At 46.1% G+C, this 26,087-nt stretch carries 26 protein-coding genes; 16 read left to right on the top strand and 10 right to left on the bottom strand.

Going from position 1 to position 26,087, the window contains the following annotated elements; all coding sequences use genetic code 11:
* Positions 1-135: 135 nt before the first annotated feature.
* The 8 genes from NKE59_RS08415 (at position 136) to NKE59_RS08380 (ending at position 7,710) form a co-directional block, all read left to right on the top strand.
* A complete protein-coding gene (locus NKE59_RS08415; RefSeq protein WP_353438526.1) occupies positions 136-897 on the top strand; it encodes an AzlC family ABC transporter permease in 762 nt (253 codons plus the stop codon).
* Entirely contained in the window at positions 894-1,241 is a 348-nt protein-coding gene (locus tag NKE59_RS08410; RefSeq protein WP_353438525.1) for an AzlD domain-containing protein, read from the top strand. Before NKE59_RS08415 ends, NKE59_RS08410 begins: the two co-directional genes overlap by 4 nt.
* Positions 1,242-1,281: 40 nt before the next feature.
* Positions 1,282-2,493 carry a phosphoglycerate kinase gene (locus NKE59_RS08405; protein WP_353438524.1) on the top strand — a complete coding sequence of 404 codons (1,212 nt, stop codon included), beginning with the start codon at positions 1,282-1,284 and terminating at the stop codon, positions 2,491-2,493.
* A 2-nt stretch (positions 2,494-2,495) separates the two neighbouring features.
* Entirely contained in the window at positions 2,496-3,932 is a 1,437-nt protein-coding gene (pyk, locus tag NKE59_RS08400) for a pyruvate kinase (protein ID WP_353438523.1), read from the top strand.
* Positions 3,933-3,934: 2 nt separating this feature from the next.
* A complete protein-coding gene (locus NKE59_RS08395) occupies positions 3,935-4,828 on the top strand; it encodes a phosphoribosylaminoimidazolesuccinocarboxamide synthase (RefSeq protein WP_353438522.1) in 894 nt (297 codons plus the stop codon).
* Between the two features lie 65 nt (positions 4,829-4,893).
* A complete protein-coding gene (purE, locus tag NKE59_RS08390) occupies positions 4,894-5,382 on the top strand; it encodes a 5-(carboxyamino)imidazole ribonucleotide mutase (protein ID WP_353438521.1) in 489 nt (162 codons plus the stop codon).
* A 24-nt stretch (positions 5,383-5,406) separates the two neighbouring features.
* A complete protein-coding gene (locus tag NKE59_RS08385) occupies positions 5,407-6,612 on the top strand; it encodes a 5-(carboxyamino)imidazole ribonucleotide synthase (protein WP_353438520.1) in 1,206 nt (401 codons plus the stop codon).
* Positions 6,613-6,636: 24 nt separating this feature from the next.
* On the top strand, positions 6,637-7,710 hold the full coding sequence (locus tag NKE59_RS08380) for an L-threonylcarbamoyladenylate synthase (RefSeq protein ID WP_353438519.1): 1,074 nt from the start codon (positions 6,637-6,639) through the stop codon (positions 7,708-7,710).
* Here NKE59_RS08380 and NKE59_RS08375 read toward each other — a convergent pair.
* Positions 7,656-9,221, bottom strand: a complete 1,566-nt coding sequence (locus NKE59_RS08375; RefSeq protein WP_353438518.1) for a D-alanyl-D-alanine carboxypeptidase/D-alanyl-D-alanine-endopeptidase — start codon at positions 9,219-9,221, stop codon at positions 7,656-7,658. The two genes, NKE59_RS08380 and NKE59_RS08375, sit on opposite strands and share 55 nt — an antisense overlap.
* 166 nt (positions 9,222-9,387) lie before the next feature.
* Here NKE59_RS08375 and NKE59_RS08370 point away from each other — a divergent pair, with 166 nt between their 5' ends.
* From NKE59_RS08370 to NKE59_RS08350, 5 genes are all read left to right on the top strand, one after another.
* Positions 9,388-9,669 carry an HU family DNA-binding protein gene (locus NKE59_RS08370; protein ID WP_353439942.1) on the top strand — a complete coding sequence of 94 codons (282 nt, stop codon included), beginning with the start codon at positions 9,388-9,390 and terminating at the stop codon, positions 9,667-9,669.
* 408 nt (positions 9,670-10,077) lie between these two features.
* Positions 10,078-10,368, top strand: a complete 291-nt coding sequence (gene groES, locus NKE59_RS08365) for a co-chaperone GroES (protein ID WP_353438517.1) — start codon at positions 10,078-10,080, stop codon at positions 10,366-10,368.
* A gap of 26 nt (positions 10,369-10,394) precedes the next feature.
* Positions 10,395-12,053, top strand: coding sequence for a chaperonin GroEL (groL, locus tag NKE59_RS08360; protein ID WP_353438516.1), 1,659 nt, complete (start codon positions 10,395-10,397; stop codon positions 12,051-12,053).
* 115 nt (positions 12,054-12,168) lie between these two features.
* Positions 12,169-12,438 carry a cupin gene (locus tag NKE59_RS08355; RefSeq protein WP_353438515.1) on the top strand — a complete coding sequence of 90 codons (270 nt, stop codon included), beginning with the start codon at positions 12,169-12,171 and terminating at the stop codon, positions 12,436-12,438.
* A 50-nt stretch (positions 12,439-12,488) separates the two neighbouring features.
* Positions 12,489-12,815 carry a hypothetical protein gene (locus tag NKE59_RS08350; RefSeq protein ID WP_353438514.1) on the top strand — a complete coding sequence of 109 codons (327 nt, stop codon included), beginning with the start codon at positions 12,489-12,491 and terminating at the stop codon, positions 12,813-12,815.
* A 53-nt stretch (positions 12,816-12,868) separates the two neighbouring features.
* On the opposite strand, the gene NKE59_RS08345 is transcribed toward NKE59_RS08350, so the two are convergent.
* The 3 genes from NKE59_RS08345 to NKE59_RS08335 are packed head-to-tail and all read right to left on the bottom strand — an operon-like array spanning position 12,869 to position 15,737.
* On the bottom strand, positions 12,869-14,233 hold the full coding sequence (locus tag NKE59_RS08345; protein ID WP_353438513.1) for an NAD(P)(+) transhydrogenase (Re/Si-specific) subunit beta: 1,365 nt from the start codon (positions 14,231-14,233) through the stop codon (positions 12,869-12,871).
* A gap of 14 nt (positions 14,234-14,247) precedes the next feature.
* Positions 14,248-14,583 carry a proton-translocating transhydrogenase family protein gene (locus tag NKE59_RS08340; RefSeq protein WP_353438512.1) on the bottom strand — a complete coding sequence of 112 codons (336 nt, stop codon included), beginning with the start codon at positions 14,581-14,583 and terminating at the stop codon, positions 14,248-14,250.
* Positions 14,584-14,600: 17 nt separating this feature from the next.
* Positions 14,601-15,737 carry a Re/Si-specific NAD(P)(+) transhydrogenase subunit alpha gene (locus NKE59_RS08335; protein ID WP_353438511.1) on the bottom strand — a complete coding sequence of 379 codons (1,137 nt, stop codon included), beginning with the start codon at positions 15,735-15,737 and terminating at the stop codon, positions 14,601-14,603.
* A gap of 168 nt (positions 15,738-15,905) precedes the next feature.
* Here NKE59_RS08335 and mnmA point away from each other — a divergent pair, with 168 nt between their 5' ends.
* Positions 15,906-17,048 (top strand): tRNA 2-thiouridine(34) synthase MnmA, encoded by a 1,143-nt coding sequence (gene mnmA / locus NKE59_RS08330; RefSeq protein ID WP_353438510.1) that lies wholly within the window; start codon positions 15,906-15,908, stop codon positions 17,046-17,048.
* Between the two features lie 3 nt (positions 17,049-17,051).
* On the opposite strand, the gene NKE59_RS08325 is transcribed toward mnmA, so the two are convergent.
* The gene (locus NKE59_RS08325; protein WP_353438509.1) at positions 17,052-17,666 is read right to left on the bottom strand and encodes a glutathione S-transferase C-terminal domain-containing protein; all 615 of its coding nucleotides are present in this window, start codon (positions 17,664-17,666) and stop codon (positions 17,052-17,054) included.
* A gap of 134 nt (positions 17,667-17,800) precedes the next feature.
* On the opposite strand from NKE59_RS08325, the gene purB reads away from it, so the two are divergent.
* Positions 17,801-19,174 carry an adenylosuccinate lyase gene (gene purB, locus NKE59_RS08320; protein WP_353438508.1) on the top strand — a complete coding sequence of 458 codons (1,374 nt, stop codon included), beginning with the start codon at positions 17,801-17,803 and terminating at the stop codon, positions 19,172-19,174.
* 9 nt (positions 19,175-19,183) lie between these two features.
* The gene (locus NKE59_RS08315) at positions 19,184-20,557 is read left to right on the top strand and encodes a 3-deoxy-D-manno-octulosonic acid transferase (RefSeq protein ID WP_353438507.1); all 1,374 of its coding nucleotides are present in this window, start codon (positions 19,184-19,186) and stop codon (positions 20,555-20,557) included.
* Here NKE59_RS08315 and secF read toward each other — a convergent pair.
* From secF to queA, 5 genes are all read right to left on the bottom strand, one after another.
* Positions 20,535-21,509, bottom strand: a complete 975-nt coding sequence (secF, locus tag NKE59_RS08310; RefSeq protein WP_353438506.1) for a protein translocase subunit SecF — start codon at positions 21,507-21,509, stop codon at positions 20,535-20,537. The genes NKE59_RS08315 and secF overlap by 23 nt on opposite strands.
* A 3-nt stretch (positions 21,510-21,512) precedes the next feature.
* Positions 21,513-23,372 carry a protein translocase subunit SecD gene (gene secD, locus NKE59_RS08305; RefSeq protein ID WP_353438505.1) on the bottom strand — a complete coding sequence of 620 codons (1,860 nt, stop codon included), beginning with the start codon at positions 23,370-23,372 and terminating at the stop codon, positions 21,513-21,515.
* Between the two features lie 50 nt (positions 23,373-23,422).
* Positions 23,423-23,746 (bottom strand): preprotein translocase subunit YajC, encoded by a 324-nt coding sequence (gene yajC / locus NKE59_RS08300; protein ID WP_353438504.1) that lies wholly within the window; start codon positions 23,744-23,746, stop codon positions 23,423-23,425.
* A 93-nt stretch (positions 23,747-23,839) separates the two neighbouring features.
* Positions 23,840-24,994, bottom strand: coding sequence for a tRNA guanosine(34) transglycosylase Tgt (tgt, locus tag NKE59_RS08295; RefSeq protein ID WP_353438503.1), 1,155 nt, complete (start codon positions 24,992-24,994; stop codon positions 23,840-23,842).
* 12 nt (positions 24,995-25,006) lie between these two features.
* Positions 25,007-26,071, bottom strand: coding sequence for a tRNA preQ1(34) S-adenosylmethionine ribosyltransferase-isomerase QueA (gene queA, locus NKE59_RS08290; protein WP_353438502.1), 1,065 nt, complete (start codon positions 26,069-26,071; stop codon positions 25,007-25,009).
* Positions 26,072-26,087 lie beyond the last annotated feature (16 nt).

The following is a 26,087-nucleotide window of genomic DNA, read 5'->3' as shown; positions in this document are numbered from 1 at the left end:
TGTTGTGGGCGGGCTGGCTAGCACTAGAAAACTGGCATAAGCCATTAAAAGTCTTATTGTAGAGCAGAGAAATGGCGGGGGATGGCTTTGAAACAGGCTTGCCGAACCAGGGGGTTTCTATAATAGGTGCCTCCTATGCGTTTTAATCCATTCGTTTCCAAGTTGCCCTACTGGGGCTGGACCCCTTTGCAACAAGGGGCTTGGCGAGACGGACTAAAAACCATGTCGACCTCAGCAGTGACCATTTTTAGTTGGGCCTTAGTTACTGGGCTGGCAATGGGTAAATCCCCATTGAGCACAGAGCAGGCGCTAGCAATGAGCCTCTTTGTGTTCGCAGGAACTGCCCAGTTAGCAGCCTTGCCCCTAATTGCTGGCGGATTCTCCATCGGCACGATTTTGATTACTGCCTTCGTCGTTAATCTGCGCTTCATCATTTTTAGTGTTGGCGTTCAGGCTCATTTTTCTCATTTGCCTTACTGGAGAAGGGTGATCTTGGGGTATTTCACGGCAGACTTCGGCTATCTCATGTTCACAAACCGCTTTACTGAAGTTCAAAACGCTCAGGAGAGAAAGGCTGACGGCTATTACCGAAGCCACTTTATGTATGGCTTGGCTTGTGGTAACTGGACCATTTGGCAAACAGGCTCAATTATCGGTATTTTGTTTGCCAGCCAGATTCCGGACAGTTGGGGATTGGAGTTTGCCGGTACTCTAGCTTTAATTGCAGTGATCATACCGATGCTAGATCATCGCTCGGCTCGCTGGGCGGCAGGGGCTGCAGCGGTCGTCGCTGTATTGGCGTATTCCATGCCATTTAAGCTAAACCTTACTTTGGCCATTATTGCGGCAATTATGGTGGGGATTCTTGCAGATCGATCTCCCAAGGGGGCGCAATGAGGCCAGAGCCTTTAAGTTCTTTAGAAATCATCTTCCTAATTCTAGGGATGGCCATCATTACTGGATTAACCCGTTCGTTCTTCGTATTTTTAGGCGATCGGGTCAAGGTTCCAGAGCTCGTTCTTCGGTCCATACGCTTCGCCCCGCTGGCAGCGATTGTGGGCATTTTGGCTCCGGAGCTTGTATTACCCCCTGGAGCCCTTGAGATTAGCCAGTTGGACTGGAAATTACCCAATATTTGGGGCGGTATTGCTGCTTTTGGGGTGTATTTTTGGACCCGCCAGATGCTACCGACCTTATTGGTCGGAATGGCAGTATTTAGCCTGGTACGCCACTGGATCTAAAATGGAGGACTCCAACCTTCCTAGATGAATAGTCTGTTTTATGCTCACTCCGCTTCTCAAAGTTAAACGCTTAAATGAACTTGCTGCTACTGGCCAGTTAAAAGGGAAACGTGTTTTTATTCGTGCTGATTTAAATGTTCCGCAAGACGAGGCAGGCAATATTACTGAAGATACCCGTATCCGCGCATCAATTCCTGCAATTCAGATGTGTTTGGATAGTGGCGCCGCGGTGATGGTGACATCTCATTTAGGAAGACCTAGTGAGGGGGCTTTTAAGCCCGAGGACAGTTTGGCGCCGATCGCTCATCGCATTGCTGAGTTGCTCAATCGCAAAGTGCCACTAATCAGTAATTGGGTGGATGGCGGCTTTGATCTTGCCGTTGGCGATGTTGTTATTTTAGAAAATTGTCGTGTCAATGTGGGTGAAAAAAAGAATACCGATGTACTAGCCAAGAAAATGGCTGCACTCTGTGATGTGTATGTTAATGATGCATTTGGAACAGCACATCGTGCCGAGGCAACGACCTATGGCATAGCGCGTTATGCCAAAGTAGCTTGTGCAGGCCCGTTGATGGCTGCTGAGCTTGACGCTCTAAGTCGCGCTCTGGCAGAACCAAAGCGTCCCTTGGTTGCTATTGTGGCGGGTTCCAAGGTCTCTACCAAGTTAACGATTTTGAAGTCATTGGCCGAAAAGGTTGATGAGTTGATTGTGGGCGGTGGAATTGCAAATACTTTTTTATTAGCTAAGGGCCTATCGATTGGCAAATCCTTGGCAGAGCCTGATTTAGTCGATGAAGCAAAAGAAATTATTGCCTTGATGGAAAAGCGGGGCGCGCGCGTCCCCATTCCTGAGGATGTAGTAGTTGCTAATGAGCTTTCGCCTTTAGCGCGTGCCAATCGAGTGCCGGTTGATGAAGTGGCCCAAGACGACATGATTTTGGATGTAGGTCCCAAAACAGCAGCAAAGTTGTCGATGATGTTGGCCCATGCCGGAACTATTGTATGGAATGGCCCATTAGGAGTTTTTGAGATTGATCAGTTTGGCGGTGGTACCAAAATGATTGCTGCTGCAATTGCCCATTCACCAGCCTTCTCTATTGCGGGTGGGGGTGATACGTTGGCAGCGATCGCGAAGTATGGAATTGAGAATCAAGTGGATTACATTTCAACTGGTGGGGGTGCTTTCCTCGAATTCCTCGAGGGTAAGACCTTGCCTGCATTTGCCGTGCTTGCTGAGCGCGCTAAGGACTAATCATGCAACGAGCAACAAAAATTATTGCTACTCTGGGACCCGCTTCTGAGAAACCCGAGGTCTTGCGGGACATGATCCGCGCGGGGCTCAATGTGGTGCGCCTGAATTTCTCGCATGGTACGGTTGCTGACCACCGCGCGCGTTACGATCTGGTGCGACAAATTTCAAAAGAAGTGGATAAAGAGGTCGGCATCATGGCTGACTTGCAAGGCCCAAAGATCCGGGTGGGTAAGTTCGCCGATGGGAAGGTTGTTCTTAAAGAAGGCGCTCAATTTATTTTAGATATCGCCTGCGAACTTGGTAATCAAGACCGTGTTGGTTTGGACTATAAAGATTTACCTAAAGATGTAAAGTCAGGAGATCGTTTACTTCTGAATGACGGGCTGATTGTTTTGATAGTCGATAAGGTTGTGGGTGGCGAGATTTATACCAAGGTGGAGACCGGTGGCCCCTTATCGAATAACAAAGGAATTAATCGAGCCGGTGGTGGTTTAACGGCCCCAGCCTTAACAGAAAAAGATATTCAGGATATGGACGCCGCTATCTCAATGGGCGTTGATTTCTTAGCAATTAGCTTTCCTAAAGATGGCGCTGACATGGCCTATGCCCGCAAGCTTGCCGATGCTGCCAGTGTCAAGCATGGTAAGGGCAAGGCACGTTTAATCGCCAAGGTTGAGCGAGCTGAAGCAATTGCGCCCGGAGCGCTTGAAAGCATTATTGCTGAGAGTGACGGCATTATGGTAGCCCGCGGCGATTTGGCTATTGAGGTTGGTAACCCTGCGGTACCAGCCTTACAAAAGCGCATGATTCGCTTGGCCTTAGAGGCAGACAAGTTCACGATTACAGCAACCCAGATGATGGAGTCGATGATCAATGCACCCGTACCAACGCGCGCCGAGGTGAGCGATGTTGCTAACGCAGTATTGGATGGTACTGATGCAGTGATGCTCTCTGCAGAATCTGCGACCGGACAGTTTCCAGTAAAAACCATTGAACAAATGGCAGCGATTTGCATTGAGGCTGAAAAATCTGAAGTTGTGAACTTGGATACCGATTTCTTGGACCAACGTTTTGAGCGGATTGATCAAGCGATTGCTCTTGGCGCATTATTTACTGCACATCATTTAAATGCAACGGCCATTGCCGCATTAACCGATTCGGGTTCAACCCCGATTTGGATGAGTCGCCATAATATCCGTGTCCCAATCGTGGCACTAACGAGCCGAATTGAAACCCAGCGTGCGTTGAGCACTTATCGTAATGTCAGGCCTTTTAGCATTGAGGCGGGAGTTGACCGTGAGTCGGCATTGTTGGGAGTTGAGAAACGCCTAAAAGAATTAGGGGTAGCAAAATCAGGCGATACCATCGTCTTAACGATTGGTGAGCCAATGGATCAAGCGGGTGGCACGAATACCCTAAAGATTGTGAAAGTTCGCTAGTCATGAATGCGTTGCACAGCACCTCAATTCGTTCTTTACCTCTAATCTCTCAGGGTAAGGTACGCGATGTCTATGCTGTGGGTGATGATCGGCTATTAATGATCACTACCGATCGCATTTCAGCATTTGATGTGATTATGCAAGAAGCCATTCCTGAAAAGGGCATGGTCCTAAATCAAATGAGTAATTTTTGGTTTGCTCATTTGGCTCATGTGATTCCTAATCATTTGACAGGAATTGATCCAAGTACTGTAGTGGCTTCTAATGAAATCGATCAGGTCAAGGGCAGAGCTGTTGTTGCAAAGCGCCTCAAACCCATTCTTGTTGAGGCAGTAGTTCGTGGTTATCTAGCAGGTAGTGGCTGGAAGGATTATCAAGATACTGGGGCGGTTTGTGGGATTCGTTTACCCGCTGGTCTGCAAAATGCCCAAGTCTTAGCAAAGCCTATTTTTACACCAGCAGCTAAAGCGGAGATGGGTCATCATGATGAGAACATTTCGTATTCAGAAGTAGAAAAACGGATTGGTACTGAGCTTGCGCACAAGATTAAAGAAACAAGCATTCGTTTGTATCGCGAAGCCGCTCAATATGCTTTAGAAAAAGGCATCATCATTGCCGATACGAAGTTTGAGTTCGGTTTAGATGAAACTGGACAACTGGTCTTAATGGATGAAATTCTGACGGCCGATTCATCACGATTCTGGCCTGCGACTACTTATCGGGTAGGAACTAACCCACCATCGTTTGATAAACAATTTTTGCGAGATTGGTTAGAGTCTGTTCGGGTCGATGGTAAGCCTTGGGCTAAAGCGCCCCCTGCGCCCCATTTACCGGCTGAGATTATCGAAAAAACTGCAGAAAAATATCGTGAGGCATTACGCAGGTTGACCCAATAGTGCTCATGACGTTAAGAGCCTAAAGACTGCGATAATAATGTTTTTCAAGCCCTTTTGGAGAGCCAATGGCTGATCAGGTTCTGGTAGGAGTTGTGATGGGATCCAATTCAGATTGGGATACCATGCAATACGCTGTTCAGATATTGGAGCAGTTCAATATTCCGCATGAGAAGCAGGTTTTGTCAGCACATCGCATGCCAGATGAGATGTTTGCCTATGCGGAGAAAGCCGAAGCACGGGGCTTAAAGGCCATTATTGCGGGTGCTGGTGGCGCAGCCCACCTTCCGGGCATGCTTGCAGCAAAAACGATCGTACCTATCTGGGGAGTCCCGGTACCTAGTAAATATTTACGAGGCGAAGACTCTCTCTACTCGATTGTGCAAATGCCAAAAGGAATTCCGGTTGCCAGTTTTGCAATTGGTGAGGCTGGAGCTGCAAATGCAGCCTTACATATTGTGGCAATGTTGGCCAGCTCGGATGCGTCATTAGCAAAGCGATTGCACGATTATCGAACCATGCAAACCCAAGCTGCTCAAGCAATGAAATTGCCCTAATGGGGAAAGCATCTTAATTCCATCATGACGAAGTCTGGAAATTCTGCTGTAACGAATCTGTCACCCATTCTCCCACCTGCTTGGTTAGGAATATTAGGGGGTGGACAGTTGGGCCGCATGTTTATTCATGAAGCTCAATCGCTTGGCTATAAGGTATGTGTTCTTGATCCAGATCCGCTAAGCCCTGGGGGTGCAGTTGCTGAGAAGCATATATGTGCAGATTATGGTGATGAGAAGGCCTTAAATGAAATGGCTAACTTGTGTGCAGCAGTTAGTACCGAGTTTGAGAATGTGCCTGCCAAGACCCTTGATTATTTTCAGAATAAAGATATTTTTGTTGCTCCCATGGGCAGGTGCGTTTCGATTGCCCAAGACCGGATCCTTGAAAAAGAATTTCTCCAACAGTGCTCTGTTTTATCGGGCATTGGCCCAGCCCCACACCATGTGATTAAAACGCAAAGTGATCTTGCAACAGTCCCTACCCAATTATTTCCAGCAATCTTAAAAACTGCACGAATGGGTTATGACGGTAAGGGTCAAGTGAATGTTAGGGATGCGGATGAGCTTGCAGTTGCTTGGCAGGGCCTTGGTGGAAATGCTTGCGTATTAGAAAAAAGAATGCCTCTTGCATTTGAGGTCTCGGCATTAATTGTTCGTGCTCATGACGGGCAGGTCACGGCCTATCCAATTGCTGAAAATATTCATCGTAATGGTATTTTGCATACCAGTACAGTGCCATCCCCATCCCTTGTAAAACATCCTAATGTATCAAAAAAAATTATTGGAGCGAGCTTTGAAATCGCCGAGAAGATGGCGTATGTGGGTGTTTTATGTGTTGAGTACTTTGTCTTGCAAGATGGCTCAGTGCTCGTCAATGAGATAGCGCCTCGCCCCCATAATTCTGGGCACTACACCATGGATGCCTCTGTTACGAGTCAATTTGAGCAACAGGTAAGAGCTATGGCGCGTTTACCGCTTGGTGATGTCACCCTCATGGAACCAGTCGCCATGTTGAATATTTTGGGGGATGTGTGGTTTGATAAAGATCAAGCGAGAGAGCCTGCCTGGCATCATGTACTTGCCCATCCCAGTGCTAAATTACATTTGTACGGTAAAGCTAGCCCCAAGTTAGGACGCAAGATGGGACATATTAATTGTCTGGGTAAGGGTATTCAGGAGGCAAAAGATGCCTGTGTAGCGGTAGCCCATGATTTAGGTATCGCACCATAATCTTACGATTTATTCGAGAAGCATTTGTCTGATTCCGAGTCCGTTACCAAAGCCCTGAGCGCACTTCATGCTGGCAAACTTGTGGCCATCCCCACAGAGACTGTTTACGGTTTGGGTGCAGATGCTAGTAATCCCTTGGCCATACAAGCGATTTATCAACTTAAGGGTCGACCAGCAAACCATCCACTCATAGTTCATGTCCAAGCGCCATTGGAATATTCACAAGATAAAGCCCACGATTGGTTAGCCATTCTAAGTCCTTGGGCAAGGCATATTCCCGAATCAGCCTTTGTTCTTATCGAGCACTTTTGGCCTGGCCCACTTACCCTGGTTTTTCAGAAAAGCCGATTGGTCTTGGATGCTGTAACCGGCGGTCAAGATACTATTGCCATTCGCTCCCCGTCGCACCCACTTGCACAAGAACTGCTAAGAGGATTTCGGGGAGGTATTGCCGCTCCTTCGGCCAATCGATTTGGTAAGGTTTCACCGAGCTCCGCTGCTCACGTTCGCTCAGAATTTATAGATCAAGATGATTTATTGATCTTAGATGGGGGCGATTGTCAGTTCGGCATTGAGTCGACAATCTTAGATGTCTCAGGAGATGGGGAGCCACGGCTTCTTCGGCCGGGCAGTATTAGTCCAAAACAAATTAAGGAAGCAACAGGGATTAATGTTTCTATTGACCCTATAAAGGATCAGAAGATACCGCGCGTTTCGGGTAGCCTGAAGGCGCACTATGCACCCAATACGCCACTTCATTTATATAAACAGGGATTAAGTGATTTCTTACAAAGCATTAAGCAAGGAAGAATACTTGATCAAAGTATTGCTTTAGTTGTCTGGGAAGATAAGAACTTGCATGATCTTGCTCAATTAAAAGAGCTAACCAAGAAAAGTAAGCTTATCCAAGTTCCAAAAGAGCCCATTGCGTTTGCTCACGGTTTATACCGTTTGCTTCGTCTTCTAGATCAATCCCAGTATCAGACAATCTACATACCAAGCCCGCCGAGTGGTGAGGGTTGGGATGCAATTCGAGACCGACTTCAGCGCGCCTCTTTTGGATCCGGCCCGTCTTCCATTAACCACCCTAGTAGTTGATCATGGATTTCTTGGCCGCGATTAGCTTTGGGATCATTGATAAATGATGTCACTGCATAAATACGACCCGACTTACTAAAGACATAGCCAGAAATATTTCTTACTTGATTAAGCGCGCCCGTTTTAATTCGAACTTCGGGCTTTTTCTTGAGATGTAAAAATTTACGTAGTTCTTTTACAAGGCGATGACGTACCGTTCCTTCAGACCCCGCTATTGGTAAAGAGTCAATAAATACCTCAGAAATCGGAAGGCCTTGGGCAGTTATTAGTAGTGTATTCAGATTTTTTGCAGAGATAGCCTCATTGCGAGATAGGCCTGACCCATTTTCAATAACAAGTTCAGGAAAAGATAAGCCTTGTTGCATGAGCCAAGCTTTAACGACCTTTTCGCCACCAGGTATATCAGCGGGCTTACCAATTTTTTCAAGTGCCAAGGTTAAAAACACTTGACGGGCCATCACATTATTAGAAAATTTATTAATATCTTGTGAAGCCTCAGCAAGATTAAGTCCTTCGTAGCTTAGAAGGGGGCGAGCATACACAGGAACAGTTCCAGAAAGACCGCGTGGGGATTTAATCCAAGTTCCACCAGCATCTTCCCAGGCTGCAGTAAACCCAAGAGTAAAAAAAGTATTAGGGTCAAATTTAACGGTGTTGTAGCCGATACCCCTACAATTTTTAGACAGATCACCTCTAAAAGTGGCTACCCACTGTATTGCAGATTGGTTCTTGAGTTGATTGCCAGAAACTAAATTTGGATCAGGATTTATCTCAACATTAACATCACGCTTACCAGCATCACACTGATTTGAGTTGACTGAAATATTGTTTTGAATACTAAGGCGCGCAAGCCTAGGCGTGTAAGTAATATTAAAAGTATCACTATTTTTATTGGAATCAATCTTAAAAGAAAGGGTTCGGAAAGAATATAAAAGTGGATCTGGTGGTACGTTGTAGGACCGAAATAACTCTCCATCAATAGTCTGATCCTCCATTACTTGGGGGGCATAAGCACTGCGATCATAAATCAAATTACCATCGATATGCTGTATACCAAGCTCTCTTAATTTACCTGTTAGCTTTAAGAGTTCCTCTGGAATCAATTTAGGGTCGCCATGCCCTAAAAAATATATATTTCCTTTTAAAGTTCCATTCTTGATAACGCCATCTGTAAAAAGATCTGTGCGCCACCGATATTTAGGCCCAAGAATATCCAATGCAACCAAAGTCGTTAGCAACTTAATGGTTGATGCAGGATTCATGCTTACTTCATCACGCCATGCCAGAATCGTGCGAGATTGCGATTTGGGATTAGTGGGTACTAGAATTTCTGTCACAGAAATGCTGATCGAATCCTTACCAATGCCACTTCGTTTGATTGCTTGGTCAACCGATGTTGGTAGTCGAATGGAAGCTTGGCTCTGTGATTGCGCTGCAACATGATGACCGGTTAAAAGAAATAATAAAGAAGAGGCTAGTAAAAACCCTATATTGAGCAAGAAACCCCGCAATCTCAAACACTTAAATATAAATCTGCTCATTTTTTATTCAATTTGTCAAAAAGCTTTTCAGTATTTTCGTAATTAGTTTGCTAGGATAAACGTGGAGGATCTATTTGACCTGAAATGGTCGAAGAGCCCCAAATTTCATAGCGAAGTGACAAAGCAAAGGAAATCTATTATGACAAAAGCAGACCTAGTGGATGTGATTGCAGATAGTGCAGATTTAAGTAAAACAAAGGCTGAGGAAGCTATAAATCTACTATTAGATTCAATTAAAGCGAGCGTCGCAAAAGGAAATGCCGTTCAGCTTATTGGGTTTGGTAGCTTTTCCTTGGGTTCGCGCGCGGCGCGTATGGGCAGAAATCCAAAAACTGGAGAGGCAATTAAGATTGCAGCATCCAAAACCATTAAATTTTCAGCTGGTAAGACCTTCAAAGATATAGTGAATAGGCGGTAGTATGGCTGACGTTTGATTAAAAAAACCCCTGCCTAGTGGGGTTTTAATGGGGCTATTAAAGAACCGACTACGGTAACTTGAGTGTTGATGCAGCTGACTTTCTAAATCAGCTTAAGTAAGGGCATATTGTTGATTTATCTGAAGGAAATTTCCTACAAATGGGGGTTTGACTTGGATCTCTGTGAAATCCTGGGCTAATAAAGGCTTATTTAGGAAAAGCTCTTGAAAATCTTGAGATAAGACCTATATAATCAGCACTCGCTACACAAGAGTGCTAATAATGATGAATGTTTATGACATAATACGAAATAAACATATAAATCATGATCTTAGCAATCTGTGCAGGGATTATAAACCATGCATTTAGGTCAATTTAATTAGTTAACACTTACTAACATAGGAGAAGGAATGAATCTGCGTCCTTTACACGATCGCGTCATTATTAAGCGTTTAGATCAAGAAACAAAAACTGCCTCTGGGATTGTTATTCCAGACAATGCTGCTGAAAAACCAGACCAAGGTCAGGTATTAGCAGTTGGACCCGGAAAGCGTGACGATAGCGGCAAGTTGAATGCCCCCGACGTAAAAGTTGGAGACCGCGTTCTCTTCGGAAAATATGCTGGTCAAACTGTAAAAGTCGACGGTGATGAGCTTCTCGTAATGCGCGAAGAAGACATCATGGCTGTTGTTCAGAAGTAATTTAGTCTCAAGAAAGGAATTTAATCATGGCAGCAAAAGACGTAGTGTTTGGCGATAACGCCCGCGTAAAAATGGTTGAGGGTGTAAATATCCTTGCGAACGCAGTAAAAGTAACTCTTGGACCTAAGGGCCGCAATGTTGTAATTGAGCGCTCATTTGGTGGTCCTACCATCACCAAGGACGGTGTTTCGGTAGCAAAAGAAATTGAATTGAAAGATAAGCTCCAAAACATGGGTGCGCAGATGGTTAAGGAAGTTGCATCGAAGACCGCTGACATTGCTGGTGATGGAACTACAACCGCTACCGTATTAGCCCAATCGATTGTTCGTGAGGGAATGAAATACGTTGTTGCAGGCCACAATCCGATGGATCTCAAGCGCGGTATTGATAAGGCAGTAAGCGCAGCAATTGAAGAGCTAAAGAAGATTAGTAAGCCTTGCACCACCACAAAAGAAATTGCGCAAGTAGGATCAATTTCAGCCAATAGCGATGAAAGCATTGGTAAGCGGATTGCTGAAGCAATGGAAAAAGTTGGTAAAGAGGGTGTGATTACTGTAGAAGATGGCAAATCGTTGGAAGATGAGCTTGAGGTTGTAGAGGGAATGCAGTTTGATCGTGGATACCTCTCCCCTTACTTTATTAATCAACCAGAAAAACAAACAGCCGTTTTAGAAAGCCCATACATTCTTTTATTTGACAAGAAAGTCAGCAATATTCGTGACCTCTTGCCAGTATTGGAGCAGGTTGCAAAATCAGGTCGTCCACTGATGATCATTGCTGAAGATGTTGAGGGTGAGGCATTGGCTACTTTGGTCGTTAACAACATTCGCGGTATCTTAAAAACCTGTGCTGTGAAGGCGCCTGGTTTTGGTGATCGTCGTAAGGCTATGTTGGAAGACATCGCAATATTGACCGGTGGCCAAGTGATTGCCGAGGAAGTTGGTTTAACACTCGAGAAAACTACTCTTGAGCACCTTGGACAAGCCAAGCGCGTGGAGATTGGTAAGGAAAACACCATCATTATTGACGGTTCTGGTGACGGCAAATCGATCGAAGCGCGTGTTAAGAATATTCGTGTGCAAATTGAAGAAGCAACCAGCGACTATGACCGGGAGAAGTTACAAGAGCGGGTAGCCAAATTAGCTGGTGGTGTGGCAGTAATCCGCGTAGGCGCAGCAACTGAAGTTGAAATGAAAGAGAAAAAAGCGCGCGTGGATGATGCATTGCATGCAACTCGTGCAGCGGTTGAAGAGGGTATTGTGCCTGGCGGCGGCGTAGCTTTAATTCGTGCAAAGCAAGGCATTACTGGCCTCAAAGGCGACAACGCTGATCAAAATGCAGGAATTAGCATCGTATTGCGTGCAATGGAAGAGCCACTCCGAATCATCGTATCCAATGCAGGCGATGAGGCGAGCGTGGTGGTCAATGCGGTTGCAGCTGGAAAAGGCAACCATGGTTACAACGCAGCAACCGGTGAGTATGGCGATCTAGTAGCTCAGGGTGTTATTGATCCTACCAAGGTGACCAAGACCGCATTGGTAAATGCTGCTTCTGTCGCAGCACTCTTGCTAACGACTGACTGCGCTATCTCAGAGAGTCCAAAAGAAGACTCTGCAGGCGGCGGTGGTATGCCAGGTGGTATGGGCGGCATGGGAGGCATGGGTGGTATGGACGGAATGATGTAATACAGTATTAGTCCAAAAACTAAGGGCAGCCTAGGCTGCCCTTTTTATTTGTTAGTATTTAAAAAACCTTGATTTAGGTATTAAAAAACTTTCAAGAGATAGAATATCCTTTGATATGAACAAGAGTCAATTTTTAGAGCAATTATCCAATGAGGGTTTTCCAACCCCCGTGATGGTGGAGCGAGAGGCTAATAGCTCCCTTGATGTTCATGCCCATCCGTTTGAGGCAAAGGCATTAATCATTAGCGGGCAGATTGATATAACTGTTGATGGAATAAAAACAAGTTATCGATCTGGAAATATATTTCATCTTCGCAAAGATCAGGAGCACTCTGAATCTTACGGCCCTAGAGGGGTGACGTATCTCGCCGGACGAAAAGATTGAGAGTTCTTCTAGCTCATGATTCCAATTTGCTAACCTTTCATTTTAGAATCATGAAAAAAATATTCATTATTTCCATTGCAATCCTTTGCGGCGCATGCGCTGCTCCAAAAGAAAAACCAGTAGAGCAGGCTAAAGAAAAAATAGTAGTACCGATGGGAGATCAATACTGGACCCTAGACTTTACATATTTTTATAAGGGCAAAGAGACCCAAACGGTTATCTCGCAGTATGAGCATCGCAGAGATTGTTTTGAAGCAATGTTTAAGATGCAGAAAGAAGCCAGTCAAAAGCCTTATAGCAGTGGAGGCGGTTTGTGTAAAAAGTTATTTGTTGATGGGCAAGAAAGAACACATAAAGATCAATTAGGCTACCGCTAAAAGCAAAACGGGGTAGATGGCTACTCCGTTTGGACTGGATTTCTTTAGCTTGCTTACTCCACAGCCTTGACCATATCTTCAACGACCTTCTTGGCATCACCAAAGACCATCATGGTTTTATCCAAATAGAAGAGTTCATTGTCTAGACCGGCATAGCCTGCGGCCATGGAGCGCTTATTAACAATAATGGTTTTGGCTTTAAAGGCTTCAAGGATTGGCATGCCGAAAATAGGGCTGCCTGGGGTACGTGCTGCCGGGTTAACTACGTCATTGGCGCCAAGCACTAAAACTACGTCAGCTTGACCGAAATCACTATTGATATCTTCCATCTCAAATACTTGGTCATATGGAACCTCGGCTTCGGCGAGAAGAACGTTCATGTGGCCAGGCATACGACCAGCGACGGGGTGGATGGCATATTTAACCGTTACTCCGTGATGAATCAATTTCTCAGTTAATTCTTTAAGGGCATGCTGAGCACGTGCTACTGCTAAACCATAGCCTGGAACGATGATGACGGTATCCGCATTGGTCATTAAGAAAGCAGCATCTTCTGCTGAACCGGTTTTGTAGTTCTTCGGACCGCTATCTTCTCCACCGGCAGCAGCTTCGGCACCAAACCCACCCAGTAATACTGCAACAATGGAGCGATTCATGGCTTTGCACATGATGTAAGACAGGATCGCGCCCGAAGAGCCAACGCAGGCTCCCGCAATAATCAATACGGGGTTATTTAAAGTGAAACCGATACCAGCCGCCGCCCAACCTGAATAGCTATTGAGCATCGATACAACCACTGGCATATCTGCACCGCCAATTGGAATGATTAGAGTGACACCGAGAACGAGAGCAATGGCACACATCATCAAGAAGGCTGCATGACTTCCAGTCAAGAAGTATGCAAAACCAGCGGCAACCATCAAAATAGCCATAATTAGGTTGAGCAAATGCTGACCAGAAAAACTAACGGGCTTACCACTAACTTTGCCAGATAGTTTTCCAAAGGCAATGATCGAGGCTGTAAAGGTGATTGCACCAATGAACGCTCCGATAAATAACTCGATCTTTTGCGCGCCCGAATGTTCTTGGGCAGGATTAAATACTGCCGCAATCGCAATCAGTACAGCAGATAGACCAACGAAAGAGTGCATTAGAGCAACAAGCTCAGGCATCTTGGTCATCTGGACGCGTTTCGCCGCGATTGAGCCAATGATGGCACCTGCAACAATCGCAACACCAATTAACCAATAGACCGGTTTAAAGCTCGGAATTAAAAAAGTGGTAACGACCGCTAAGGCCATTCCAATCATGCCGTAGGTATTGCCTTGGCGTGAGGTCGTTGGGGAGGATAAACCCTTCAGGGCTAAGATAAAGAGTACTGAAGAGACTAGATAAGAAAGGGCTGTGATATTTAACATGATTCGATCTCTTTTTAGTTACCAGCCGCTTCGTTCTTGGGAGCTTTTTTCTTAAACATCTCCAGCATGCGTCGCGTCACCATAAAGCCACCAAATATATTGATCGATGCCAGGAACACAGCAAGCGCACCAATGAGGCTGGTAAGAGTGATCTCATCCCCATTAATAATTTCGGTTTGCAAGAGAGCGCCCACGATGATGATTCCAGAAATGGCATTGGTCACTGCCATCAAGGGAGTGTGTAATGCGGGGGTAACGTTCCAAACAACATGGTAGCCAACAAAGATAGCTAATACGAAGACAGTGATGTTTTGAACAGTTAATAGACTTTGAATAGCAGCAGCATCCATTTTGGTTCCTTCAGAAATTAATTGGTACGAATGGCTTGACCATCACGACACATCAAACAAGCTGCGACGATATCGTCATCTGCAGCAGCAGGAATCGCCAGTTGCGCTTCTTTATTAATGATGAGTTTCATGAAATCAAGCAAATTACGGGCATATAAGGCAGACGCATCAGCAGCTACCATACTAGGTAGATTGGTGTATCCCACGATCTTCACGCCATGATGATTAACCACCTTATCAGCTTGAGTGAGTGGGCAATTACCAGAGCCATTGTCGCCCCGACCCGCAGCAATATCAATCACCACTGAACCGGGTTTCATTTTGCTAACTGTATCGGTATGTAACAAGACCGGTGGCTTACGACCAGGGATTAATGCCGTAGTAATCACGATGTCAGCTTGCATAGCCCGTTCAGCAACGAGGGCCGCTTGACGCTTCATCCAAGCCTCTGGCATTGGGCGCGCATAACCACCTACGCCTTGAGCAATCTCGCGCTCTTCATCGGTTTCGTAAGGGACGTCTACAAACTTAGCCCCAAGAGACTCAATTTGCTCCTTAGCGGCAGGGCGCACATCGGATGCCTCAATTACTGAGCCTAAACGTTTGGCAGTAGCAATAGCCTGTAAACCAGCAACACCAGCACCTAAAATGAGCACACGCGCAGCTTTAACAGTTCCTGCGGCGGTCATGAGCATCGGCATAAAGCGTTGATATTCATTCGTAGCGACCATCACAGCTTTATAGCCAGCAATATTCGCTTGGGAAGATAGTACGTCCATGCTCTGAGCACGGGTAGTACGAGGTGCCGCCTCTAGGGCAAAGGCTGTAATGCCTTGTCCGGCCATTGCCTGAATACCGGCATTATCGAATGGATCGAGCATGCCTAATAAAACAGCACCCGATTTCATTTGTTTTAGTTCAGCAGCCTCTGGGGAGCGAACTTTCAAAACAATCTCAGATCCCAAGGCGTCGGCTGCAGAGCCAATACTGGCTCCCACGGCCTCATAGGCTGAATCAGGTTGGCTAGCACCTACGCCAGCACCAGCTTGTATCAAGACCTGATGGCCTTGGCTAATTAATTTTTTGACAGTCTCAGGGGTTGCGGCAACACGGGTTTCCCCGGCCCTCGTCTCCAGCGGCACTCCAATGCGCATGGCTTATCTCCAAAAGCAACGATTTCTAAAAAAGGACCTATTTTAATAAATTAGCCACGCCTTGTGAGCTAGCCCGCTCAGTCTCCTGTATATCCCTTTGGCCAGACCTTGACCGAGACTTTTACAATATGAGCTTGAAACAATTAACTGTATTTTCGCACTTTTTTAATGGTTAGCCCCAATATCCAAAGCCCCGTCCCCCAAAGCCCTACCAGTAAGGCTTTGGGCAACTATTCTGTCCCGCAGAAGGTAGTAGTTGGGATGTCCGGGGGGGTGGACTCTTCGGTAGCGGCATGGCTTCTTAAGCAACAGGGTTATGAGGTCGTAGGCCTTTTTATGAAGAACTGGGAAGACGACGATGGCGAGGAATATTGCTCCGCCCGACAAGATTGGTTAGATGTGGTCTCGGTTGCCGATATCTTAGGGATTGATGTGGAGGCTGTTAACTTTGCTGCGGAATATCGCGAACGGGTATTTTCTGATTTTCTAAGAGAGTATGCCGCGGGCCGCACCCCAAATCCAGATGTACTCTGCAATGCTGAAATTAAGTTCAAGGCATTTTTAGATCATGCCATCAGCTTGGGCGCTAATTTAATTGCTACGGGGCACTATGCGCGCGTTAAACACCATGATCAGGAAGTGCAGTTATTAAAAGCGGTTGATACGACCAAGGATCAAAGTTACTTTTTACATCGTTTAACTCAAATGCAGTTATCCAAAGTTTTATTTCCTCTCGGAGAAATCACTAAGAAAGAGGTGAGACAAATCGCCGCAGACCTTGGTCTGCCGAATGCTCGTAAAAAAGATTCCACCGGCATTTGTTTTATTGGAGAACGACCCTTCCGAGAGTTTCTCAATCGGTATTTACCAAGAGTTCCCGGCCCCATCAAAAGTGTCGATGGCAAAGTATTGGGTGAGCATATGGGCTTAGCGTTTTTTACTCTGGGTCAACGCAAAGGGATTGGGCTTGGCGGTAGTCAAGACGGAACTGGTGATGCTTGGTATGTGGCTCGCAAAGATATTGCTAACAATACCCTGTATGTTGCTCAAGGACACGATCATCCTTGGCTACTTAGCGATACCTTATCGGCGATGGATGCATCGTGGGTAGCGGGTTGCGAACCTAAATTAGGACAATACAGCGCTAAAACACGCTACCGTCAGGAAGATGCTATTTGCACCATCACTGCGGAGCACGATAGTTCATTTGACCTACGTTTTGAGAGTGCCCAGTGGGCTGTAACACCAGGGCAATCAGCCGTTCTTTATCAGGGTGAACGCTGCCTTGGCGGCGGTATTATTGTTCGCTAAGAACTAAGCCGCTGGTGGGACTGTTTGAACAAAAGAAGGACGTTCGGAAAGTCGCTCATAGAGCCCTCGTAAATTAGGGTATTGAGTTTTCCAGTCTAAATAACCAAAACGCAACTCAAACCAGCCAAGTGCGCAGCCAACAGAAATATCGGCCAAACTAAATTGATTGCCATGACACCACTTCGCATCACCCAGTCCTTTAGCGATGGTTTTAAAACCATGATCAACCTTCTCCATTTGGCGATCTAACCACTTGGTACTTTGTTCGGTTGGATTGCGGAAGGTTTTTTCTAAGCGAACCAAAATACCAGCATCCGTTACACCATCGGCCAGCGCTTCCCAAGTTTTAACAGCAGCTCGCTCGCGCCCAGTCGCAGGAATTAGTTTGCCCACCGGGCTTAGGGTATCGATGTACTCAGCAATGACGCGGGAGTCAAACATAGCACCACCATCATCCATGACCAGGCAGGGAACTTTGCCCAGGGGGTTGAAGTCTGCAATTGCCGTTGATGCATCCCAAACATTGTCAAGCACTAGTTCAGCATCTATTTTCTTTTCAGCCATCATGATCCGTACTTTGCGGACAAAGGGGCTAGTGAGCGAGCCAATAATTTTCATAAGGGGCAGTATAGCAATCAATCAGTCATTTAAGCCGTGCGGAAATCACCAAAAATGCGTATCAAGCCGTTTGTCACTAATGGGTTCATAAACCCATTAAAATCAGTATTCAACCACTTTACAATGAGTCGACCTTGACCAAACTATCCCAACTGAGTGCCCTTTCCCCCCTAGATGGGCGATATGCCAAAAAGCTGGATGCCCTACGCCAATGGTTATCCGAAGCAGCGTTTATGCAACAGCGGGTTGTAGTCGAAATCCAATGGTTATTGGCTTTGAGCGAAGCAAAGTTAGCGAATATCCCCAGTATTGATGCAGCTGATAAAAAGTTTTTATTAAAACTGGCTGAAGATTTCTCTGAGGCAGATGCAGAGCGCATTAAATCCATTGAAGCCGTTACCAACCATGACGTCAAGGCAGTTGAGTATTGGTTAAAAGAGAAGGTTGCGAAGCGCCCTAAATTATTAAAGGCTAGCGAGTTTATTCATTTTGCTTGCACCTCAGAGGATATCAATAACACCTCGCATGGATTAATGTTGCGAGGTGCGCGCGATCAAGTCTTATTGCCACAGCTAAAGAACATTCTTAAGGTATTAAATACCCTGGCTGTTAAACATGCCAAGCTGCCCATGCTATCAAGAACACATGGACAGCCCGCATCCCCAACAACATTGGGAAAAGAGATTGCTAACATTGCGAAGCGCTTAGAGTCAGCAATCCAAAAGATTGAAGATGTTGCTTTATTGGGTAAGATGAATGGCGCTGTCGGTAATTACAACGCACATTTAGCGGCTTATCCCAATGTCGATTGGGAGAGGTTCTCTAAACAGGTTGTGGAGAAACGCTTGGGTTTGCAATTTAACCCCTACACCATTCAGATTGAGCCCCATGACGGAATGGCTGAGTTGTTTGATGCAATTGCACGCGCCAATACCATTCTCTTGGATATGGATCGCGATTTCTGGGCCTATATTTCCTTGGGGTATTTCAAACAAAAGACCAAAGCAGGGGAGATTGGCTCATCAACCATGCCCCATAAAGTAAACCCAATTGATTTTGAGAACTCTGAGGGTAATCTTGGTATTGCCAATGCCTTATTACGTCATCTAGCAGAAAAATTACCTATCTCGCGCTGGCAGCGTGACCTCACGGATTCCACTGTATTGCGTAATCTAGGCCCTGCCTTTGGCCACAGCGTACTTGCTTACGATAGTGCTTTACGCGGACTTGCTAAATTAGAAGTAAACGAAACTGCGATTGCTGCTGATTTAGATGATTGCTGGGAGGTTTTGGCAGAACCGGTACAAACTGTTATGCGCCGTTATGGCATAGAAAATCCTTATGAGCAATTAAAGGAGCTTACTCGCGGCAAAGGAATTACCCGAGAGGGCTTGCATCGCTTTATTAAATCTTTGCCGATACCTGAGCCCGAGAAAAAGCGTTTACTAAAGATGACCCCAGGATCTTATGTTGGTAAGGCCGCAGAGCTGGCTCTTCGTTTAAAGTAATTGGAACCTTTGGGCGCTTCATCTCATCAGGTAACAAAATTACCTATTGGCCTCTACTTTCTGTATGAGGCCCTTTGGCACGTTGCTATTCCATTCGTTCTAGTGCGTTTGTTGTGGCGTAGTCGCAGTAATCCAGACTACCTTAAAAAAATTGGTGAGCGCTTTGGCTTTTATGGGGTCAAATCTTCATTTCATCGGGCTGTATGGATTCATGCGGTATCGGTTGGCGAGACCCGTGCCACTCAGGCACTGATCGAATCTTTATTAAAAGAGGGTAAGACAATCCTATTGACCCATATGACCCCAACAGGTCGTAATACCGGGGCAGAGTTGTATCGTAAGGCGATTGCCTCAGGTCAACTTCGCCAAGTTTATTTACCTTACGACATTTGCTGGGCAATTGAAGCTTTCCTAAAATACTTTCGTCCCCAAATAGGGCTTTTTATGGAAACTGAGGCGTGGCCAGGTTTTGTATTTCGGACCAAGCAACTTGGCATCCCCTTATTTTTGATCAATGCCCGTTTATCAAATCGTAGTTTTAAGCGCGTTCAGCACTTTGGTTCTGCAGGCAGATCCCTCTTCCAATCCTTTGCAGGCATCTTGGCACAATCTGAGCCAGATGCAAAACATTACCAAGCACTCGGTGTCAACGATGTCATCGTTACCGGTAATATGAAATTTGATGTACATGAGCAGACCTCTATTCAGTCTTTAGGAAAGCAATGGAAGCGTGCCCTAAGTAATCAAGGGCGTTTGGCAGCATGCGCAGCAAGTACACGCGCAGGCGAAGAGAGCCTCATTATTGAGTCATGGAAAAGGTATCTTCAGCAACACGACTCTCTTAAAAAGCCCTTACTCATTTTGGTTCCTCGCCATCCCGACCGATTTACAGAAGTCGCCGATTTACTCTATCAATCCGGCTTGTCATTTGAGCGACGATCTAGTTTTAGTGACCCGCGCTCAAGTGCGGAGCTTGACCCATCTTTGCATTGGGCCTCCATGGATATCTTGCTGGGAGATTCAATGGGTGAGATGGCAGCTTATTACAGCGCTAGTGATTTGGTGGTAATGGGTGGCAGTCTTTTGCCAACCGGTGGACAAAATTTGATTGAAGCTTGTGCCAATGGGTGCCCAGTCATTTTGGGAGAGCACACGTATAACTTTCAGCAGGCTAGTGAAGATGCAATTACCTGTGGGGCGGCGGTGCGGATTGTAGGCTCCAACCATGATCTCGTGCAATCATTGAGCGAGGGTCTTAAGGCTTTGCTCACGAATACCAGTCAACGTCAGATGATGTCTGCAAAAGCCTTGCAGTACGCCTCCCAGCATCAAGGCGCAACTCAAAGAATCTTAGATCGGATTAGACCTGCGCTCCAAAGTTAGGATCATCTGGGCGATTATTGTCGCTCGCTTTGCGATCGCCCTTAATTAGATCCTCACGTTTAACACCAAGCCACATGGCAATCGCAGCCGCAACGAACACCGACGAATAAATACCAAACAAAATACCGATGGTTAGGGCGAGAGCAAAGTAGAACAAGGTAGGGCCGCCAAAGATGAGCATGGCAATCACCATCATCTCTGTGCTGCCATGCGTAATAACGGTTCGACTGATTGTTCCAGTGATCGCGCTATCAATAATCGCCTTAGTATCCATTTTGCGTTGCTTACGAAAGTTCTCGCGGATTCGGTCAAAGATCACCACTGACTCGTTCACGGAGTAACCCAAGACCGCCAACACGGCTGCCAGCACAGAGAGCGAGAACTCCCACTGAAAGAAGGCAAAGAAGCCCAAAATGATAACAATGTCATGTAAGTTGGCCAAGATACCGGCGACCGCAAACTTCCACTCAAAACGGAAGGATAGATAGATCATGATGCCAATTACGACAAAGGCTAAGGCTTTCAAACCGTCAATCGCAAGCTCTTTGCCTACCTGGGGCCCTACGTATTCAACCCGTTGTAGTTTTGCTCCAGAATTATTTGCTTCAAGCACTTTCATTACAGAAGCACTCTGAACAGCAGAGGGAATAATTTGACCTGTTTGATCCTTTTGCAAAGGAAGACGAATCATTACATCCCGAGAGCTACCAAAATTTTGGATCTGGGTATCTGTATAGCCTATCTTCGTAATCTGATCACGAATAGAGTCTAGAGGTGCGGTTTGAGGATATGTAATCTCCATCACAGTTCCACCAGTGAACTCGATGGATAAATGTAAGCCTTTTTGCCAGATGAAGAAAACGGCCGCTATAAAAGTAATCAACGAGAATGCATTGAGAAGCAATGCATGGCGCATGAAGGGAATATCTTTACGGATCCGGAAAAATTCCATGATTTATTTTCCTTCTGGGCGCCAGACTTGGCCAATTGAAATCGCCTGTAATTTCTTTTGACGACCATACCAAAAATTAACAACCCCTCGTGCAAAGAACACTGCCGAGAACATCGAGGTCAAAATACCCAAACAATGAACGACTGCAAAGCCTTTCACAGGACCGGAGCCAAACGCAAGCAAGGCAAGGCCGGCAATTAGGGTGGTGATATTTGAATCCAAGATGGTTGCCCATGCTTTATCAAAGCCAATTGCGATGGCGGTGTGAGGCGCTACGCCATTACGTAATTCTTCCCGAATACGTTCATTAATAAGAACGTTTGAGTCAATCGCCATACCAATGGCAAGGGCCATCGCTGCAATCCCTGGCAAGGTTAGAGTGGCCTGCAACATGGATAGCAATGAGATCAGTAAGACGATATTTACAGCGAGGGCGATCACAGAGAAGAGGCCAAACAGCATGTAGTAGGCGGTCATGAAAAGAGCAATGGCTGCAAATCCATATATCAAGGATTTAAAGCCCTTCTCGATATTTTCTTGACCAAGGCTAGGACCAATAGTGCGCTCTTCAATAATTTCCATCGGCGCTGCTAAAGAGCCAGCGCGTAAGAGAAGGGCTAGATCATTAGCACTCTCTGTAGTGGGTTGACCGGTGATTTGGAACTTGGAGCCGAATTCGCTTTGAATGGTTGCAATGGTCAATACCTCGCCTTTGCCCTTTTCAAACAGAATCATGCCCATTGGTTTACCAATGTTCTCGCGCGTGATTTCTTGCATGACACGGCCACCGGCAGCATCTAAAGAAATGTTCACGGAGGGGCGTTGGTTTTGATCAAATCCAGCACTCGCATCAGTAATGCGATCGCCTGTAAAGATCACCGATTTCTTAAAGACCCCCAGACGATTTTCGCCAAAGCGGAACACATCCGTTCCCGGGGGAGGGGTTTCATTCAAGCCAATACTCGAAGCGACTGGATCTGCCAAACGTGACTCTAGAGTAGCGGTGCGGCCAATAATATCTTTTGCTCTTGCCGTATCTTGCACGCCAGGCAGCTGGACAACAATACGTTCTGCGCCTTGTTGCTGAATGACGGGTTCTTTAACGGCAAGTTCATTCACGCGTTTATTGAGCGTAATAATATTTTGCTTTACTGCATTTTCTTGAACTTCTTTGAGGGATGCAGATTTAAAACGCCCCACTAATTTGGCGCCATCCGCTGACTTCTCTACTTGCCACTCAAGCTCAGCTTGGGGCCCAATTAGGGCTGTGCGAGCAACATCTGCTTCCGCAGTTGAACCAAAGCGGATATTAATCACATCACCCGTTCGCTCAATTCCTTGATGGCGCAAGCCTTTATCTCGTAACTGACCACGAATATCTGTTGCGAGCGAGGTCAACTTCTTTTGGACGGCGCCTTGCATGTCTACTTGCAATAAGAAGTACACACCACCCCGTAAATCAAGACCAAGCGGCATTGGCAGGGCATTAATGGAACCAAGCCAGTGCGGTGTATTGGACAGTAAGTTCAGAGCAACAATAAAGTTAGGCTCTTTAGGATCAACGTTGAGCTTTTGATTAATGAGATCGCGCGCTTTTAATTGAGTATCCGTATTGTCAAATCGAATCTTGATGCTACCAATATTGCCAGTCCGCTCGAAGAACAGGCCTGTGTTTTTAATACTGCCCTCGCTCAATATGCTCTCAATCCGAGATTGGGTAGCAAGGTCAACCTTAATTGTTGGCTTTGCAGAAGAGATTTGTACCGCAGGGGCTTCCCCAAAAATATTGGGCAATGAATATAAAAAGCCAATCAGAAGCGCTACCGCAATAACGAGGTATTTCCAAAGAGGGTAGCGATTCATGATCTAGGTAGCTTGGGATTTAGCACTCTTTAAAAGAGCGCAGTTCATTATTAAATCGACTTAATAGTTCCCTTGGGCAACACGCTAGTGACGGCATTTTTTTGCATTTGTACTTCAGTACCAGCAACAATCTCAACAGTGATGTATTGATCTTTGACCGCTGTGACTTTGCCCAAAATACCGCCAACTGTAATCACCTCATCGCCGGCAGCTAGAGCTTCTAGCATGGCTTTCATTTCTTTCTGGCGCTTCATTTGGGGACGAATCATGATGAAGTAGAGCACTACAAACATCAGGATTAAAGGAATAAAGCTCATTAATCCGCCAGCATCACCAGCAGGAGCGCTTTGCGCAAAGGCATTACTAATTAACATCTTGGGGCCTCCAAAAAATTATCAATCTAGAGCAGCAATTCTAAACTGTATGGGATTTGCCTGGGTTTTGACTAGTTTTGACCCTAAAAAACTCTAATCTTGCCCAGGCTCTACGCCACGTTGCCGTTGACTATGGAATTGGGCCTTAAATGGAGTAAAGATACCCTCCGCTAAGGCTGTTCGTATTCCTTGCATGAGCTCTAGGTAGTAATGGAGGTTGTGAATAGTATTGAGTTGAGCCCCCAGAATCTCATTGGCTTTTTGCAGGTGATGTAAATAGGAGCGGGTGAAGTTTTTACAGGTATAGCACTGGCATTGCATATCCACTGGGCGGTCATCATCACGATAGCCTGCATTGCGAAGCTTGAGATCTCCAAAACGGGTAAACAACCAGCCATTGCGAGCATTGCGAGTAGGCATCACACAGTCAAACATGTCAATGCCCATGCTGACCCCCATCACTAGATCTTCGGGGGTGCCAACGCCCATTAAATAATGGGGTAGATGGGCCGGGAGGCGTGGACCAGTGTGAGCCAGTATTCGCTCAAACTCTGGCTTGGGCTCGCCTACGGAGAGTCCGCCAATGGCAATGCCATCAAATCCTTGTTCGGCAACACCTGCTAGAGAATGCTCACGCAAAGATTCATACATACCGCCTTGCACAATTCCAAATAGAGCATTACCGGTATTTAGTTCCCGAAAACGTTTTAGGGAGCGTTCACCCCAACGCAAAGACAACTCAAGCGATTGGCGAGCAGTTTCTTCTGAGGTGGGTTTACCGTGGGATTCGTAAGGCGTGCATTCATCAAATTGCATGGCAATATCGCTATTGAGGGTTGCTTGGATTTCCATCGATACCTCAGGCGACATAAATAACTTATCGCCATTGATCGGCGATGAGAAGGTCACACCTTCTTCACTAATTTTACGCAGGGCGCCTAAACTAAAGACTTGAAAGCCGCCAGAGTCGGTCAGAATGGGCTTTTGCCAAGCCATGAAGCGATGTAAACCACCATGCTTACGAATCACATCTAATCCTGGGCGTAACCAAAGGTGAAATGTGTTGCCTAAAATAATTTGGGCCTGCATGTCTACTAGGTCGCGCGGGGTGACTGCTTTAACAGTCCCATAGGTGCCAACCGGCATAAAAATAGGTGTTTGCACTTCCCCGTGGGGGAGGCGCATGAGACCAAGACGCGCATGACTGTCTTGATCTTGTTTAAGGGTGGTGAACTCAAGCGCTTTCATGCAACTATTGTCTCAGGTTCGCCGTAGATACATCGCATCACCATAGCTAAAGAATCGATATCGCTTTTGAATAGCGTGTTGATAAGCCTGGTGAATTGCCTCTACTCCTGCAAAGGCGCTCACCAGCATCAGCAGGGTTGATTTTGGTAAATGAAAGTTGGTGATGAGCGCATCAACGATCTGGAATTGAAAGCCGGGCGTAATAAAGAGATTGGTCTCGCCCTCTAATCGTTGAGTGATGGCATAGCTTTCTATGGTTCGAATGCTAGTTGTGCCTACCGCAATGACCTTGCCACCCCTTTTTTTTGTTTCTTGAATCGCTTGTAGCGTTTCATCTGGAATGGAATACCACTCATAATGCATTTGGTGTAAAGAGAGATCTTCGTGCCGCACTGGTGTAAAGGTACCTGCGCCAACATGCAAGGTAATCGCAGCCTGCCGAACACCGCGTTCTCTAAGGCTTGTCAAAATACTTTCATCAAAATGAAGCCCCGCTGTTGGAGCGGCAACTGCTCCAGGATTTTTAGCCATGACCGTTTGATAACGTTTGGCGTCATCGCTATCCGGAGTGTGGTCAATATAAGGTGGGAGGGGTAACTCACCATATGCCTCGAGTACTGACATCGCATTTTCTGGGAAAGTGATTTCATAAAAATCATTACTCCCCCCAAGATTAGCTCGACCTAAAACAGTGATTGTGATTGGCGTATTGTCTGAGCCAGTCTCATGTGACCGAGAGCGCAGCATAATTTGACCGCCCGGCTTTGGAACCTTTGAAGCCCGAATCTGGGCGAGGGCCTGATTAGAGCCTGTAATGCGTTCAATTAAAAGTTCAACCTGACCCCCAGTTTCTTTTTGTCCAAACAGGCGAGCTGGGATTACTCGGGTATCGTTAAAGACTAGAAGATCGTTCTCATTAATTAATTGCACAATATCGCTAAATGAACGATCAAGGCATAGAGGTTTTCCGTCCGCAGTATGCGCAAGCTCTAAGAGCCGGCTGGCAGAGCGTTCCGCTAATGGGTGCTGAGCAATTAGCTCAGGGGGAAGGTCGTAATTGAAGTCAGATAGTTGCATGGTATTACCATCGGTG

This window comes from Polynucleobacter sp. UK-FUSCHL-C3, assembly GCF_040409815.1.
Classification (GTDB): domain Bacteria; phylum Pseudomonadota; class Gammaproteobacteria; order Burkholderiales; family Burkholderiaceae; genus Polynucleobacter.
Note: the sequence above shows the minus strand (reverse complement) of the source record. Positions and strands in the feature narration are given on the sequence as shown.